At 42.9% G+C, this 16,243-nt stretch carries 13 protein-coding genes; 2 read left to right on the top strand and 11 right to left on the bottom strand.

From position 1 onward, the window contains the following. Positions 1–168: 168 nt before the first annotated feature. The 6 genes from AAEO50_RS13785 to AAEO50_RS13810 all read right to left on the bottom strand — a co-directional run bounded on the left by AAEO50_RS13785 (position 169) and on the right by AAEO50_RS13810 (position 7,975). The gene (locus tag AAEO50_RS13785) at positions 169–771 is read right to left on the bottom strand and encodes a hypothetical protein (RefSeq protein WP_341984617.1); all 603 of its coding nucleotides are present in this window, start codon (positions 769–771) and stop codon (positions 169–171) included. Between the two features lie 72 nt (positions 772–843). After that, entirely contained in the window at positions 844–1,620 is a 777-nt protein-coding gene (locus AAEO50_RS13790; protein WP_341984619.1) for an enoyl-CoA hydratase-related protein, read from the bottom strand. Positions 1,621–1,821: 201 nt separating this feature from the next. Continuing rightward, positions 1,822–3,378 (bottom strand): fatty acid--CoA ligase family protein, encoded by a 1,557-nt coding sequence (locus AAEO50_RS13795; protein WP_341984620.1) that lies wholly within the window; start codon positions 3,376–3,378, stop codon positions 1,822–1,824. A gap of 174 nt (positions 3,379–3,552) precedes the next feature. Continuing rightward, positions 3,553–5,961, bottom strand: a complete 2,409-nt coding sequence (locus tag AAEO50_RS13800; RefSeq protein WP_341984622.1) for a M14 family zinc carboxypeptidase — start codon at positions 5,959–5,961, stop codon at positions 3,553–3,555. Between the two features lie 282 nt (positions 5,962–6,243). Continuing rightward, the gene (locus AAEO50_RS13805) at positions 6,244–7,230 is read right to left on the bottom strand and encodes a lipoate--protein ligase (RefSeq protein ID WP_341984624.1); all 987 of its coding nucleotides are present in this window, start codon (positions 7,228–7,230) and stop codon (positions 6,244–6,246) included. 10 nt (positions 7,231–7,240) lie between these two features. After that, positions 7,241–7,975 carry an MBL fold metallo-hydrolase gene (locus AAEO50_RS13810; protein WP_341984626.1) on the bottom strand — a complete coding sequence of 245 codons (735 nt, stop codon included), beginning with the start codon at positions 7,973–7,975 and terminating at the stop codon, positions 7,241–7,243. A 198-nt stretch (positions 7,976–8,173) separates the two neighbouring features. Between AAEO50_RS13810 and yhfH the strand changes: the two genes are divergently transcribed. Continuing rightward, a complete protein-coding gene (gene yhfH / locus AAEO50_RS13815) occupies positions 8,174–8,308 on the top strand; it encodes a protein YhfH (RefSeq protein WP_071616743.1) in 135 nt (44 codons plus the stop codon). A gap of 145 nt (positions 8,309–8,453) precedes the next feature. Here the strand turns inward: yhfH and AAEO50_RS13820 are convergent, their stop codons facing one another. The 3 genes from AAEO50_RS13820 to AAEO50_RS13830 form a co-directional block, all read right to left on the bottom strand. Then, positions 8,454–8,918, bottom strand: a complete 465-nt coding sequence (locus AAEO50_RS13820) for a FixH family protein (protein WP_341984631.1) — start codon at positions 8,916–8,918, stop codon at positions 8,454–8,456. Positions 8,919–9,177: 259 nt separating this feature from the next. Next, on the bottom strand, positions 9,178–11,376 hold the full coding sequence (locus tag AAEO50_RS13825) for a YhgE/Pip domain-containing protein (protein WP_341984633.1): 2,199 nt from the start codon (positions 11,374–11,376) through the stop codon (positions 9,178–9,180). A gap of 116 nt (positions 11,377–11,492) precedes the next feature. After that, the gene (locus tag AAEO50_RS13830; RefSeq protein ID WP_341984635.1) at positions 11,493–12,068 is read right to left on the bottom strand and encodes a TetR/AcrR family transcriptional regulator; all 576 of its coding nucleotides are present in this window, start codon (positions 12,066–12,068) and stop codon (positions 11,493–11,495) included. Positions 12,069–12,231: 163 nt separating this feature from the next. Between AAEO50_RS13830 and AAEO50_RS13835 the strand changes: the two genes are divergently transcribed. Beyond that, complete coding sequence (locus AAEO50_RS13835) at positions 12,232–13,638, top strand: glycoside hydrolase family 18 protein (RefSeq protein WP_341984637.1); 1,407 nt, start codon at positions 12,232–12,234, stop codon at positions 13,636–13,638. 48 nt (positions 13,639–13,686) lie between these two features. On the opposite strand, the gene hemY is transcribed toward AAEO50_RS13835, so the two are convergent. Beyond that, positions 13,687–15,090: a protoporphyrinogen oxidase gene (gene hemY / locus AAEO50_RS13840; protein WP_341984640.1), complete on the bottom strand. Its 1,404-nt coding sequence runs from the start codon at positions 15,088–15,090 to the stop codon at positions 13,687–13,689. A 187-nt stretch (positions 15,091–15,277) separates the two neighbouring features. Beyond that, positions 15,278–16,210, bottom strand: a complete 933-nt coding sequence (gene hemH, locus AAEO50_RS13845) for a ferrochelatase (protein ID WP_341984642.1) — start codon at positions 16,208–16,210, stop codon at positions 15,278–15,280. Positions 16,211–16,243: the final 33 nt, after the last annotated feature.

Genomic DNA, 16,243 nt, shown 5'->3' on the forward strand with positions numbered 1-16,243 from the left:
ACTAATCCCTACACGCCAGCCAAAACAGACAAATCTTAAACGGGCTTCCCATTCCCACACTACTCAACACCTCGATGCCCTTCATACTCATACCAATACCTAATTTGTATAGCTCTCTATAAAACCCCTCACTCAATAAATAAAAAGAACCCGCCCTAAAAGCGAGTTCTAATTTACCTTTTCTACTCTTGCCCTTACAATGGTTTTCAGCTTCTCAGGTGGATTGCAAAATGGCTGATTGATGTAGATTTCCCTAAATTCAGTTTCAATCCGATACCCTTCCTGATTGCAAAAAAGGTTGAGTCTTTCTTTAGCCTCATCTATTTCATCATAAGGTCCTGAATGGAGGGTTTGTACTGCAATTCCTTCCCGGTGCTCCTCAAGAGTTAAAGGAATTCTTATACTTCTCTTCCTTTTTTCAAGCTCATGAAGAGCCGTTCGGAACATGTATTGAGTGATGAGATCAGGAACCTGCATCAATGCTTTCCATTTTGTTTCTTTCTGCATTAAAGCAGATTCCGCAGCCCATTCAATTTCCAGGGGCATCAGCTTGAACTTATAGTCCAGGTCGAGTTTTGTCATATCCTTTAACCGGTTCACTGTACGGGTGATGGACCAAAGAGCATCACCTTCGTGCATGGCATAAATATTTTTCGGACCGCTTCCGTTTGCAGAAATGAATGACAAGTGTGGAATATCCACTAGTTGTGTTACACCTGGTTTCATTCTATACAAATGATCGTGAATCTTTTTATGATCTACTATCTCCATACAACCTCTCCTCACCCCATTATCCAAAGAGGACTTACCATGAAGATTGACTTTGGAATTATCCAGCAGTATTTATTTCCCCTTAAACTCCGGCTTCCTCTTCTCACTGAACGCCAATAACGCTTCAACGCGATCCTCAGTCGGAATCGTGATTTCATACGCTTTTCTTTCAATCTGCAAGCCGGTTTGAAGATCGACGTTCATTCCGTTTTTCACTGCATATTTTGCCTGTTGAAGAGCAACAGGACCATTAGAAAGCATAGGCTCGATGAATGAATGGACTTCCTCGAAGAAGTTATCTTTACTGACGACCCTTGTCACCAATCCGATCTCATGTGCTTCCTCTGAAGTCAGCCGCTTGGCGGTTAGGATCAGTTCGAGCGCCTTCGATTCTCCGATCAGCCGAGGAAGCCGCTGCGTTCCGCCTGCTCCGGGGATGATGGCTAGACTTGTTTCAGTAAGACCCATTGATGTGCCTGCAGCGGCAATCCGGAAATCACAGGCAAGCGCCAATTCCATTCCGCCGCCGAACGCATAGCCGTTCATGGCAGCAACCGTTGGCTGAGGAAGGGTCGCTACAGATTGAAAGACTTCCCCTATTTTATATACGTTCCGAAGCACCTGCGCTTCTGTTAACGTTTTACGCTCTTTCAAATCAGCTCCTACACTGAATGCTTTCTCCCCGCTTCCGGTGAAGATCACAACACGCACATCTGGATTAATGCGCAGTGAATCGACTACCTGCTGTAATTCATTTAACGTATCATAATTAAAGGCGTTCATTGCCTCTGGTCGGTTGATCGTTATAAGTGCTGTATGTCCCTTTTGTTCTAATAAGATCGATTCCAAGATGGTTCTCCCCTTTGTTTGTATAGTTTCTCAGTAACTATCATTCGACAAAAAAAGTGTAAACCCTTTCAAATGTGCTGAATTAATCAAAAATCCGTTTTCTGATGGTTGCGCGCATGATCACAATTGGCACGCGAATTTTTCTTATGTGGGAAACATAAAAAAAGAGACCCAGTGATAAGTCACTGGGCGCCTCTACAATCATGATTGCAATACTTGCTCCTTCAATGCTCTCCTTAATATCTTACCTGTTGTATTTTTAGGCAGTTCTTCAAGGAATTCAATTTGAGAAGGAAGCTTGTACTTTGCCAGATGTTCTTTACAATACTCCATCACTGCATCCTCGGTCAGAGATGGGTCATTTTTAACCACGTAGCAGCTTACCGCTTCTCCCATTTCAGGGTCGGGTACACCGATGACTGCGGCTTCCACAATTTGAGGGTGATCATAGAGAACCTCTTCCACTTCACGCGGATAGACGTTGTAGCCGCCGACGATGATCAATTCTTTTTTGCGGTCTACAATATAGAAGTATCCTTCTTCATCCATCCGTGCCAGGTCCCCGGTATATAACCAGCCGTCGCGGATGGCAGCAGCTGTTTCTTCTTCCATTTTATAATAGCCTTTCATGACATTCGGGCCTCTGACGATCAGTTCCCCCACCTGTCCGACAGGGACTTCATCCCCGAGCTCATCGACTATTTTATTTTCGATATTCATGATCGAGGTACCGATTGAACCTGGTTTTCGAGGACGGTCGAGTGGATTGAAGCATGTTACGGGTGATGCTTCAGATAATCCGTACCCTTCGGAGATCATGACATTGAATTTCTTTTCGAAGTTTTTTAGTAATGCCACCGGTAAAGAGGCACCCCCTGAAATGCATAGACGCAGTGAAGATAAATCTTCCGGATTTCCTTCAGGATACTGATAAAGGAAGTTGTACATCGTCGGAACCCCTGCAAACACAGTCGGTTGATATTCTTTCGAAAGAGCAAAAATATCTTTTGGACTGAAGCGTGGGACAATCAATAATGTCGCACCTGTCATTAGTGGTGCGTTCAATACGACCGTCAGACAGAATACGTGAAACATTGGAAGTGCGGTGATGACCCGGTCTTCTTCATTCATCTTCAGGTAACTGCCGACATCCATTGCATTTGAGTAAATATTCTTATGTGTCAGCATGGCTCCTTTAGGTTTTCCGGTTGTGCCGGATGTGTACAGGATGATGGCGACTTCCTCTTCATCGATTCGAGGACCTTTAAAGCCAATGTCCCCATTTGACAGGATCTCTGTAAACGATTTCAATTTTGGGTTTACTGCAGAGATTTTTTCTACATCAATCCCTTTTGCCCGTTCATCACCGGATTCACAAAGGATAAAGTTCTGTACACCAGGCAGCAGATGCTGCATCTTCTCAATTAGCGGTAGAAGCAAATCTAGTGTGACGATGGCTTTGACATCCCCGTTTTTAAGGATATAGCCGATTTCGTCAGGTGTGTAAATCGGATTGATCGGAATGACTTTTAATCCTAGGCGCAGTGCACCATACAATCCTATGACGAAATGTGGTGAATTTCCAAGCACAAGTGCGATATGATCCCCTTTTTTCAACCCCAGCTGCTCCAGGCCGCTTGCAAATTTAGACACTGCACCATTCAACTCTCCATATGTACTCGAGTGAGTCAAGAAATGATAGGCTGTCTTATCGGATTTTTCTAGAGCAATTTGTTCTAATCGTGATGAAATATTCATTGTAATCCCTCCCCTTTGTAAAATGAATGAATGATCATTCATCTAATTATAAAAGTATTCAAAATATATTTTATATAAAGAATACTATTAATACAAGTCCCCCGTATCATAAAACCTTTGATAGAATAAGAGAAAAGACTGTCCTGACTAGGACAGTCTTTCTTTGTATGGTGATTAGTTTGATTCGGCAAAAATGGCGTTTGACACCAAACGGAACAGATAATCCGTATGATCGCGGAAAGTTGGTTCCAATCCAATGAATAAGACCTTCCCGTCTTTCACCATGACCGGTTTCCCCTGAGCCTGCCCTCTGTCTTTCCAGTGGCCGGCCATAAAGAAATCTTCGCTATCTTTATAGCTTGATAACACTTCCATGTCATCGGTATTTGAGTACCAGGTCGGCTGGTAGACAAACCCGATATCCGCGGCATTATACCCAGCTGTATAGGTTGATTCTCCGTGTGTCAGCTGAACGATGCCGTTGCTGTTCGAGCCGCCGGTTTCCACTTCCACATCACTCAGGCCGAGTTTTATTGATGCATGTGAAGCACCTGCCCCTATTGCCAGATAACTTCCTCCTTCAGCAATGAACGTTTCCACGTTTGCTTTAAACGCCTCATATTGAGCAGCATCCTGTAGTCCAAACTCCCGGTTTGCCGTACTGTTGTCATATGAAATCAAATTTGATTTTCCGTTATAGATGAAAACATCACTATCTCCCACACCTTCTTCTGCTACCTGCACCGGGTTTTTTTCAACAACCTGGAATCCCAGACGCTCCAATGCGAGTTTTGTTCCGGAATGAGACTGAGCTTTATTGATTCCACCATCTTTGAGGATTGTCACTTTCTTGGCGGATACTTCTTTTGCTCCGTCTGGGATGGCCTCAGTGGAGATGGTTACAGCTGAATCTTTTACAAGGGTCTGAAGTTCAGATTTAGCTGAACTGTCTGCATATAAGGTGCCATCGCTGCCTCTGTATAGTGTGTGACCATTATTTAATAACTGATTTGCCAAGGATACAGATTCTACTGAAGTATTTGGAATGGCATAAGGTCCGGCTCCAATAACCTCACCTTTTGAATCCAGTACGCGTACTTCATTGGACTTCACTTCCAGCTGATCCTCACTGGTTACCTCAACTGCTTGAAAGCCCCATAATTCCGGTAGATTCCAAGCGGAAATGTCATACATGCCCGGGGTATCTTCCGTTATGTCTTCACCATCCCAAAGCATCGTATTGGCAAGCCCGGCTTTTGCTTGGTCCATGGGTACAATATAGGTGCCTTTCGGATACGTCACCCCATTATGCGTAAAGTCTTTTTTAGCTTCTTCCACGGTTATATCATTATCTTGAAGGTGTGCGACAGCTTTTTGGGTGGCTGTTTGATCTTGTGCGTCATTAGGTAAAATATACGCAGATGGGAAATGCCCTTCTTTATGGAAGGGATGATCGAATTGAACGCCGCGCTTAAACACTTCAATTTGATCCTTTACCATTTCAGTTTTGTTTTCACTGGCAAAATTCAACGCCCCCATTACAGCATCATATGTCCACTGGACGCCATCCCAATCATTTGTCGGTGCTTCAAGCGTATAACCGTATGCCCCATGATACATGGCATACATCGGGGTGAAGATCGGCGGATAATCGTCCCATCCTGCAGAATCATCACGCTGCGGGATATATGTCCCCTCCATGTTCTGATAATCCACTTTGGAAGTTTCCGTATTCGTATTTTCATAATCAGCCTTATTGCCAACAATGCTTGCTTCCATTGCCTCTGCTTGACTCATCGCCCACTTGGAATACAAATCATATTCATAGTTTGGATTATGAGGAGGTGTGCATGGTTCAATGAGTCCAGGTTTGGAAGGACCGCCGTATCCCTTCACATATCCATGAAGATCAAGGAACACCATCGGATTCCATTCAGTGATCAAATCTACCATATGTTCTGTTTCAGGCTGTGATTGAGTGATGAAGTCACGATTCAGATCGATCCCGTTCCCATTGAATCGGGTTGCACCAATGCGCCCATCCGGGTTCGCTGTAACGTTAAAAATTAAAATATGGTCTTCTAGTATCGTTTTTGTCTGTTCGTCATTGTCGGTTGCAAATCGTTCTATTAATTGCAGAACTGCGTCCGTACCTACAAATTCGGTACCGTGAATCGAACCATTTATCATGACCGGTACTTTTAAATCAGGATGCTTATCGATAAAGTCCTGCGCTTTTTCTGGGGATTGGATCATCTTTTTACGAAGACCTTTATAATAACCAAACTTTCCTTTTGCACTGGGATCAGAAACGGTTACCACGTACATGTCTTGTCCAAGAGCGGATTTTGTTTCACTTTTTTCAATTGTGATCCGATTACTCTCCTCGCCAAGGGCATTCAATTTCCCTTCTATTTGTGAGTACTTCACAAAGTCATAGTGTTCGCTGTTGAATAAACTTTTCTCTTTTTCTTCTAATTGAGTGTTTTGGATGACCGTTTGGGGAGATTCGGCCAGGACGTTAAAGGGGGTGGAAGCCAGCAGTGTAAAACTAGCAATTCCTGCAATAATCTTGTTTTTCATGTATGTACCTCCAAATTATGTAATACTATAATGATAGAATAATAATTCAATATGGTACATAAATATTTAGTTCTATATTTTTAGTGGTAGAATCCTACCATATTTCTTTGATAACAGTGTTGATTTTTAATTTAAGAATGGATAGGCGTCCAAAACATAAGACTTTGTTAAACGCCGCTGTTGATTTCCGTGCAACAGCTGGAACTGCCCGAAATCAAATTAAGATAACCAAACACGAAAAAAGTGCTCCCAAAATCCAAGAGCACTTTTGATCATTCTATATCAATACACCAAATCAACAAATTCTTCTTTTGTTATATTGCCAAAATAGTGTTGTATATCTACACTTTCCAATGCTTGTGCAATTTCCTTGCACTCATAGCGTGTGCCAGTCAACTTATTTTCAACGTCTTCTACGTTGCCCACTCCGAAAAAGTCTCCGTATATTTTACAATTTTCAATGGAGCCTTTGTTCACTTCCAGACGGACATCGATCTGCCCTACCGGGAAACGGTGTGAGTGCTGAAGGTTGAATTTCGGGGATTTCCCATAATTCCATTCCCAGTTTTGATAGCGTTCTTTGGAAAGTTCATGTATGTTCGCCCAATCTTCTTCTGTCAGAACGTATTCTTCTACATGGCTGCCATCAAAAATATAGTCAAGGAGCGTGGAACGAAACTCTTCTATCGTCATTTTTTCTGGAAGGAATTCAGAGATGTTTGCCACCCGGCTTCGAATCGATTTGATTCCTTTTGATTCTATTTTATCCTTCTTCACTTTCAGGGCAGACACAACGTTTTCCATCTCCGAATCGAATAATAACGTTCCATGGCTGAACATGCGTCCTTTTGTGGAGAACTGGGCATTCCCTGATATTTTTCTTCCTTCTGCGAGCAGATCATTTCGTCCACTCAGCTCAGCATTGACTCCAAGTTTGTTTAAAGCTTTTACAACCGGCTCAGTGAATTTTTGGAAGTTATGAAAGCTTTCTCCGTCGTCTTTCGTGATGAAACTGAAATTCAAGTTGCCGAGGTCATGGTAAACCGCTCCGCCACCTGAAAGGCGTCTCACTACGTACAGACCTTCCTTTTCCACATAGTCTGTATTAATTTCCTCTATTGTATTTTGGTTTTTTCCGATGATGATTGAAGGTTCATTGATATAGAACAGTAAGTAACTTTCGTTTACATCCAGGTTCTTCAATGCATACTCTTCAATTGCCAAGTTGATTCTTGGGTCTGTGATCCCTTTATTATCAATAAATAACATTGTCATCCTCCTAAATGATGATTTCCATATCCTGTCCGGCTAACTTGACGTCACCCTTATAGATCGTTTTCGCTTCAGCGACTAATTGTTCCAGATCACCGAAGTGAGGAAGGTGAGTGAGAACCAGTTTCTTCACTCCTGTTTCATGGGCAAGCTTTCCTGCGTCCAAGCTTGTCATATGGCCGGCACCCGAAGCATCCATATTCCCATAGAAATTACACTCACAAAGCAGCAGGTCAGCATCCTTTCCAAACGGCACAAAAGATTCTTTGAAGGCTGAATCCGCTGTGTAAAAAATGGATTTCCCATCGGCTTCGATTCTCATTCCGTAACATGGAACCGGATGTTTGGTCTTCACAAATGTAACCAAGAATGGACCGATTGTTAACCTGGACTGTTCACTGTAAGCATGGGCTTTCATGAAATCCTTATATGTAAGTGACCGGAAACCTTGTGTATCTTCATTATGTGCATAAACCGGCAATGTACCTTTCGATTTCCCTAAGAAATACTGTATTAATAAAGCGTGCTGCAGTACACCGATGTCCGCAATATGATCGGGATGATAATGGGAAATTAGTACGGCGTCGAGCTCTGTTGGATCTATATGTTTTTGCAAGTGAGAGAGCACTCCGCTCCCGCAATCGACTAGTAATGTAAAGCCATTGTGTTCAAGCAAATACCCTGTGCTGGCTTCGCCTGCCTTTGGATATCCACCCCAATGACCAATGATGGTCAGTTTCATGTTGAACCTCCCCGGACGGAATTTATCACACACCCCTACTATACTTCATTTTACCTATTTTATCATTTTTTTCACCTATTTTTGAATAAATCATTGACGAGTTTCACTCTGTTATAATACAATATAATAAATTAACACACCAGTTATATAACACGAACAAAATGACGGGTGAAATTAAAATTACGGAGGGTGATTAACATGGTAAAAAACATTATGGAATTCTTTCGAAATTTGCCGCCTAAGTCTTGTGCACAGTGTGGGGAAGTAATTGAAGAACAGCATGAATGCTACGGTATCTACTGTGAAAAATGTACGACTGATCACGAATACTAAGAATCTATGTGAATCGAATGCATTAAATCACGGTATGAAGTTTATCTTATTGAAATGACGTTCTTTGGCTTCTTAAGAAATATGACGGCCGGAAATGGACAATAAAAAGGATGCTCCCTTATTTTCGAGAGCATCCTTTTTATTATTATTCAGCTGAGTGTTCCTGATGTTCTTCTTCGCTTTCTTCTGCTTGTTCATTTTTCTCCACTTCACCGATCATTATTTCAGCTTTAGGCATGGTGTGCATATCACGGGCTGTTACATGGACCTGCACCGTATATATGCCATCTTCCTCAAATGTTGTTTCAGCTTTATATACACCGCCCTCGTCGTGCTTCGCCTCGATCATTTCACTTTCTTGTTTATGTCCATTTTTCCATACCTCATATTTTACTTCATGTGCATCTTCAACATTCTCATCACCTTGAGTGACCTTGGTAGATAGGGAAACTGCTTCTCCTTTGTCACCTTTTTCGGGAACATCCAGATTCGCAGAAATCGGTTCCAGCTTTTTTTCCTCTGATGCTGAGTTATCTTCATTCGAGTTCCCGCATGCCGAGACAAATAATGCGAGTAATCCTACTAGTAAAAATAGCAATGACTTCTTCATCCGAAACTCTCCTTAAAATCAATCTTATGGCTCATCACCATTATGAACTTCTCACAACATAGTATACACCTTCACACTCAATATAGGTTTGTCCATTTTATGAATGAAAAGCGGAGGCGGCTTGTTCAGCCCCGACAAGCATAAGATGAAAAGGCGTTCTTTGCCTTCTTGGTTCATTTAGCTTATGACCTCGAGGGGTTAGCCGCCGGAGCTGGACAATGTAAAAAGAAGATGCCCGGGACATCTCCTTTTTAGAATATTAAGCTTCGGCGGTTTTTCCATACTGTTTCTTGAATAATCCCATAAAGAAAATAGAAGTAAGGACGATGAACACAAGTAAATACCCCAGCTGGATGAAAAGGTTCTGCCACATGAAACCAAAATCCCCGCTTGAGATGACAGCTTTGAAAGCTGCTACTGAGTATGTCATCGGCAGCAATGCACTGATTGGCTGCAGTGTACTTGGAATCAACTCTAAGGGGAATGTTCCGGCACTTGTTGTTAACTGCAGGATCAGTATGATGATCGCTACGAACCGGCCGGGATCACCAAGGATCGTCACTAGCATTTGAATCAATGCAAGGAACGTAAGACTTGTGATGATCGTTGAAAGCAGGAACAAAGGTACACTTTCTACTTCAAGACCTAACCCGAACAATAATATTCCAGCAGCAATCAGAGATTGAATGATACCCACTGTCGTAAGGACTGTGAATTTACCTAAGAACCAACCCATTCCGCTTGCAGGGCGATTTGCAGGTTCTTTCAGTGGATAAACAATCGAAATCAATAGTGCCCCCACAAACAATCCGAGGGATAAGAAATATGGTGCAAATCCTGTTCCATAGTTCGGTACATGATTGATTTTCTCGTTTTTCACATCGACTGGTGCTGCCACCATTTCATACGTATCCCCATTAGCTTCAACATTGTTTGCTTCATTGGCAGCATCTTTTAATTTCTTATCGTATTCTGTTGTTCCATCAGACAGTTTTGTGGAACCGTCTGCTAATTTGACTGAACCGTCTGCAAGCTTCTTGGATCCGTCCGCAAGTTGAGTCGAACCGTCATACACTTTGTTGAGGCCTGAATTTAATTCACCGGCCCCGGATGCAAGGCGGATAGTTCCTTGATGGACATTCCCCAACTTGTCAGTTAACAGCCCGAAGTTTTTGACAACTTCAGCCTGGCCTGCCTGAAGCTGATTAGAACCCTCGTCAAGCTGGATTGAGCCGTCAACGAGCTGGTCGACACCGCCCTGCAGTTTTTTTTGGCCTTCATTCAATTGTCCAAGACCTCCGGCCAGGGTGCCCGCGCCTTTCTGCAGTTCTCCTGCACCGGCGCTTAGAGAACCTGTGCCGGTCTCAAGGCCTGATGCACCTTGTTTAATCTGATTGATGGCAGCCTGTAACTGTGCTTGCTTTTCTTCAGGAAGACTGCCAATGAATGGCGTCAGTTGTTCTTCGAGTTCTGCGGCCCCTGTTCCAATCGCTTTAGCTCCGGCCTGGGTACGATCGGCCCCAGCCTGAAGCTCTCCGATTTTCTCTGCAAGAGTTTGAGAACCGGCGTATAGTTTAGCTGTATTGTCTACAGCACTGTCAAGGCCTGCATCGACTTTTTCAAGGCCAGCCCTGCTCTTGTCGATCCCGCCGGCAAGGGCGTCCACGCCTGATTGAACATCCTGTGTGCCTTTATACAATTGATTTGTTTTATCCGCCATGACTCCGACCCCGTCAGAAAGTTCCTTAGAACCGGATGCCAGTGCAGCAGCACCCGCCCTCGTTTTCGCAACGCCGTCTGTCATTTCAATATTTTTCTCAGCCAGCACGGCTAAGTTATCCTTCAACTTTTTGGCCCCTTGTGATAAATCAATGGCTCCGTTGTTAATCTCGCCTGCTTTATCACTCGCTGTCTGGAAACCGTCACCCATTTCCTGGATCTTAACAAACATCGTTTCCGCATACGTTTCGGAAACAGACTTAGAAAGGCTCGCCTTGATTTCTTTCATCGCTGTATCACCGATTTGAGCAGACAAGAAGTTGAAGCTTTCATTCGGTACATACTTCAGGGAAAGCTTTTTAGGATCATCATCCAGAAGTGTAGTGCCATTTTCAGAGAAGTCTTCTGGGATTTCTACAAGCATATAATAGTCCTGTTTCTCAAGTTTCCTATAACCTTCTTCTTTATCGACAAAATGAAAATCAAATTGATCGCTATCCTTCAGTTTCTCCACGAGATCCGACCCGATGTGAAGAGCCTCCCCATCGAATTCCGCCCCGCGGTCACTGTTTACAACAGCTACGGGTAAATCATTCAACTGCTCATAAGGGTCCCAAAACGCCCAAAGAAACATACCGCTGTATAAAACAGGGATGAATAATACAGCGAGAATCGGAATAAGCAGTTTTTTGTTGCGAAAAATCGCTTTAAATTCTGAAATTGTAAATGAATTCTTCATATTTCCTCCTATATTTATAAATTAGAACAATTGACCAATTAATTCAAATAGTCATTCCGCGAAAAAAATAATTGACTATTTTGTTCGATTAGTCATTTCCGGTCAAAAATGAAGGACTATCCGGCAGATAACCCTTTAATAAGATACAGTTCAAACAGATTGGAAATTTCGTCCTTATCGAGCGGACCATGGGCACGTTCCCAATCAAAGATCAATGAGACATATAGCTTCAACATAATAAATGCGGTCATTTCTGGATTACATGGCTTAATCGCTCCTGAGGCAATTGCTTTTTCAATTCGATGACTCAAAAACTCAATGACCACTTTCTCCATCCGATCAATCACTTCTGATACCGCAGGGGTGCCGATTTCTCTTGCTTCCTGATACAGCTTAATCGTCAGCTTGTGCTCTTTACGGAATTCCAGCAGGCGAAACAGTCCACGATGAACATTCACTGAAAAAGATTCTTGAGGGTCAATCACTTCCTCTGCTTCCTTTTTCATTTCATTGATTAATGATGTGACTATCTCATCAAACAATTCTTCCTTATTTTTAAAAAACGTATAAATGGTGCCTTTACCAACGTTCGCAAGCTTAGCGACCTGATCCATGGTCGTTGCTTTATAACCAAATAAAGAAAAGGACTTGGAAGCTGCCTCTAAAATTTGTTGTTTCCTATTAACTGCCATTCCCTCACCTCTTTATGACTTCATGACCGAAAATGAAATTCAGTCATTTTTCACAATCAATAATTTATCATATCTTAAACAAATATACAACTCTTATTATTGTACATATTACATAAGCCTTCATGAATAAGCTATATAGAACACTCAGGCTAGGAGGTGCCATATGAATATCTATGTTGTAAAAAGCGGTGATACGCTTTGGTCCATTGCCCGGAAATTCAACGTTGACATGTCCCAGATTTCCCATGGAAATCAATTAAGAAATATAAACGTACTTATTATTGGACAAAGTCTCATCATCCCCGAACCCTATAAAGAATATATCGTACAGCCGAGCGATACTCTAAATAGAATCAGCCAAAAAGTCAACATCGGCCTGCAGGAACTGATCGATTTCAACCAAATTGCAAATCCTTCTCAGCTTTATATCGGACAGCTGATCGTGCTTCCATACTTCATCCATACCGTCAAATCAGGGGACACTCTTTATACCATCTCTTACAACTATAAAGTTAGTTTGCAGGACATTCTAAATGCAAATCAAATTTCTAACCCTTCACTCATCTACCCCGACCAGAAAATCAGAATTCCCAATAAAAGAAAAACAACTGAAGTAAATGCATATATCACACGTACCGGCACTGAAGGGGTGGGTGAGGTAAGGGGATTAGGAAATTACTTTACGTATTTATCTCCTTTCACTTATTCATTTGAAGAAGATGGGACCCTCACTGCTTTAAATGATGAGGGGTTAATTTCCGCAGCTTATGACACGAATGTTAATCCGCTGCTTGTATTGACTAATTATTCCGGTACCATGTTTGACTCGGATCTAGCAGCTGCCCTTATTCGAAGCGAAACACTTCAAACTACTCTTATTTCAAGTCTGATAAAAACCATGGAAACCAAGGGGTATAAGGGTGTGAATTTTGACTTCGAATACGTCTATCCCGAAGACCGTGAAAATTATAACCGGTTCCTTCGAAAGGTTACAGCGGCACTTAAGCCGAAAGGATACTCAGTATCCACTGCCCTGGCTCCTAAAATCAAGGAAGATCAAAAAGGGCTGTTATATGAGGCTCATGATTATAAAGCACATGGAGAAATCGTCGACTTTGTCGTGATCATGACTTACGAGTGGGGATGGGCAGGTGGAAGGCCCTGGGCGATTGCTCCCATCAACGAAGTAAGAAAAGTATTGGATTACGCGGTAACTGTCATTCCACGTAATAAAATCATGATGGGCGTGCCTCTATATGGGCGGGATTGGAAGGTCCCTTGGGTAGACGGAACCTTCGCCAAAACCGTATCGCCGCTTGCTGCTGTTGATTTAGCCGGTAAATACGGGGTTCGGATCGAATATGACAATGAATATGAGGCACCCTATTTTAAATATTGGGATGAAACCGGTCAGCAGCATGAAGTCTGGTTTGAAGACGCCCGAAGCATATTAGCCAAGCATAGTACATTGGATGAGTATAAACTGAGGGGATTGAGCTATTGGGTGCTTGGAAGTGCTTTTCCCCAAAACTGGGTGATGCAGCATGCGGGATATAGAGTCGTAAAGTAAAATGACTGATGCTACAGGAAGAGGACCCCCGTTCTGGAGGTCCTCTTGTTATTGCATATATTGCATTACTTTCCGAACCACTTTTTCTCCCTGCTCGATGCACTCAGGAATACCCAGACCTTCAAATGAACTGCCGGCAATAAAAACACCCGGCAGCTTCTCCTCCAAGTTCTGATACAGGGCTTTCGTCCGCTCTTTATGACCTACCGTGTACTGCGGCATTGAATCCTTGTAGCGGGTGACGACTGTAAAATCAGGTTTTCCTTCCAAATCCACGATTTTCCCTAAATCTTCGAGCACGATTTGCTCAATCTGATCATCTGATAAGTCCACAATGGTTTCATCCCCAGATTTCCCCAGATAGCAACGCAGCAATACCTTCCCATCAGGAGCGCTATGCGGCCATTTTTTATGAGTCCATGTGCATGCCGTTATTGAATAGTCACTATTCCTTGATACAATGAATTCGTTCCCATCCATATTCTTTCTGATCGCAGACTGATCGAAGCCCATTGCAACAGTGGCTACTGAAGTTGCCGGCATTTCTTTCAGATAATTCATGAATGGACAGGAAGGAAACATGGACTGCAGGGAATGATGAGGGGTCGTGATCACTACACTGTCTGCATCCAGAGTGTGACCGTTTGTAAACTCGATCGTGTAGCCTTGCTCTGCTTCTTTGTAGATGTGAGAAACCTTCATTCCTTTATTAATCGTCTGAGGTCCCAATGCGACTTCCACTCCGTCTACGAGTGATTGAAGTCCATTTGAGAAAGTCAGGAATCTGCCATCCTTCTGCTCATTCTCAGTCTGAGAAGCAGCTTTTTTAATACCTGCGATCAGACTGCGATGCTTTTGTTCGATATGATGAAGCTCAGGAAAAGTTGACATAAGACTTAGTTGATCGATGTCTCCTGCATAGATACCTGTCAGTAATGGCTCGATCAGATTATCAACTACTTCATCCCCCATTCGTCTTCTGAAGAATTTGCCCAGTGATTGATCATCGGTGACGGGTGAACGCGGAAGGATAAAGTCAGCCGCCGCTCTCATTTTACCCGTGAGTGAGAATAAATTCGTGGTGATAAACGGGGCTATTTGAGTAGGAATTCCAATAATGGATCCGCCAGGCATAGGATATAGTTCACCGCCCGCAATAACGAATGATTTTCCCCACGCGCTGCTGACAAGCGTATCATGGATCCCGATTTCTTTAGCCAGAGTGATCGGGCTTGAATTTTGAGGTACAAAGGAATCCGGTCCTTTTTCAATGACATAGCCGTCTTTAATGAGTGTTTGGATTTTGCCCCCTAACCGGTGTGAGGCCTCAACTAATTTCAGTTGGATGGGAAGGTTCTCTTCTTTGATTTCCTTCTGCAAATAATAAGCGGTTGCGAGACCAGTTATACCTCCGCCAATGACCACAACCTTTTTTACTTGTTGTCCCCTCATAAACATCGCCTTCTTTATCTATTTATTATCCTCTTCTGATTCACGGTCATAGTTGGCTCATTATTCTGAAAATGAAATGTGAAGCATGCGGAGCTTCCTTTTCAATAAAGAGAAGGACTGAGCTCCTGAGAGTGAACTCATCAGCTACAGTCCTTCACATCCTCATCATTCCGGTATGAGAGATGACTTACTTATTCAAGTGCTTTAATACAACATCTGCCATAGCGTCAACGAACTCAGGTTTAGCGTTCGGCATCTCAGGTCGATAGTAGCTTGCACCTATCTCATCCGTAACTACTTTACATTCATAGTCATTATCATATAATACTTCTAAATGATCGGCAACAAAGCCTACTGGAGTATAGACAAAGGTTTTATATCCTTTTTCCTTGTGAAGCTCGCGTGTTAAGTCCTGAACGTCAGGGCCCAGCCATGGGTCCGGGGTATTCCCTTCACTCTGCCATCCAACGGCATAATTCTCTACTCCCGCACCTTCAGCTATCATTTTTGCCGTTTCCTCCAGCTGCTGGGGATAAGGATCTCCAGACTGAAGGATGCGCTCTGGAAGGCTGTGTGCAGAAACAATAAGAACGGCATTATGGCGCTCGTCTTCACTCATGCTCTTGAACGTTCCTTTGACCTTCTCCACCCAATAGCTTATGAATTTCGGCTCATCATACCAGCTTTCTACTGATGTGATAGAAGGGCCGCCCAATTTCTCTGCTGTTTCTTTCGCTCTTCCATTGTAAGATTTAACACTGAAGGTAGAAAAATGTGGAGCAAGAACAATGGAAACAGCTTCCTCGATGCCGTCTTTATGCATCTGTTCTACTGCATCTTCAACAAATGGTTCAATATGCTTCAAACCAAGGTACATTTTAAATTCAATTTTATCCTGCATTGCATTCAAATACTCCTCAAGACCCTTAGCCTGATCCATCGTGATCTTGGCGAGCGGCGAGATACCGCCGATTGCTTCATATCTTCCTCGCAAGTCTTCAAGCATTTCTTCAGAAGGTGTTCTGCCATGACGGATATGAGTGTAATAGCGTTCTATATCTTCTTCTTTATATGGGGTTCCATAGGCCATAACCAAGAGACCCATCTTCTTTTTAGCCATTCATTTTCACCTCATGTTTAGTGTCTGATTGAA

The sequence above is a fragment of the Rossellomorea oryzaecorticis genome, from assembly GCF_038405515.1.
Lineage (GTDB): Bacteria > Bacillota > Bacilli > Bacillales > Bacillaceae_B > Rossellomorea > Rossellomorea oryzaecorticis_A.

Bases quoted from the DNA above. Each gene is read 5' to 3' on its own strand.
- AAEO50_RS13785 (WP_341984617.1), bottom strand. From the start codon at position 771: ATGGAGATAGTAGATCATAAAAAGATTCACGATCATTTGTATAGAATG.
- AAEO50_RS13795 (WP_341984620.1), bottom strand. From the start codon at position 3,378: ATGAATATTTCATCACGATTAGAACAAATTGCTCTAGAAAAATCCGAT.
- AAEO50_RS13800 (WP_341984622.1), bottom strand. From the start codon at position 5,961: ATGAAAAACAAGATTATTGCAGGAATTGCTAGTTTTACACTGCTGGCT.
- AAEO50_RS13805 (WP_341984624.1), bottom strand. From the start codon at position 7,230: ATGTTATTTATTGATAATAAAGGGATCACAGACCCAAGAATCAACTTG.
- AAEO50_RS13810 (WP_341984626.1), bottom strand. From the start codon at position 7,975: ATGAAACTGACCATCATTGGTCATTGGGGTGGATATCCAAAGGCAGGC.
- yhfH (WP_071616743.1), top strand. From the start codon at position 8,174: ATGGTAAAAAACATTATGGAATTCTTTCGAAATTTGCCGCCTAAGTCT.
- AAEO50_RS13820 (WP_341984631.1), bottom strand. From the start codon at position 8,918: ATGAAGAAGTCATTGCTATTTTTACTAGTAGGATTACTCGCATTATTT.
- AAEO50_RS13825 (WP_341984633.1), bottom strand. From the start codon at position 11,376: ATGAAGAATTCATTTACAATTTCAGAATTTAAAGCGATTTTTCGCAAC.
- AAEO50_RS13830 (WP_341984635.1), bottom strand. From the start codon at position 12,068: ATGGCAGTTAATAGGAAACAACAAATTTTAGAGGCAGCTTCCAAGTCC.
- AAEO50_RS13835 (WP_341984637.1), top strand. From the start codon at position 12,232: ATGAATATCTATGTTGTAAAAAGCGGTGATACGCTTTGGTCCATTGCC.
- hemY (WP_341984640.1), bottom strand. From the start codon at position 15,090: ATGAGGGGACAACAAGTAAAAAAGGTTGTGGTCATTGGCGGAGGTATA.
- hemH (WP_341984642.1), bottom strand. From the start codon at position 16,210: ATGGCTAAAAAGAAGATGGGTCTCTTGGTTATGGCCTATGGAACCCCA.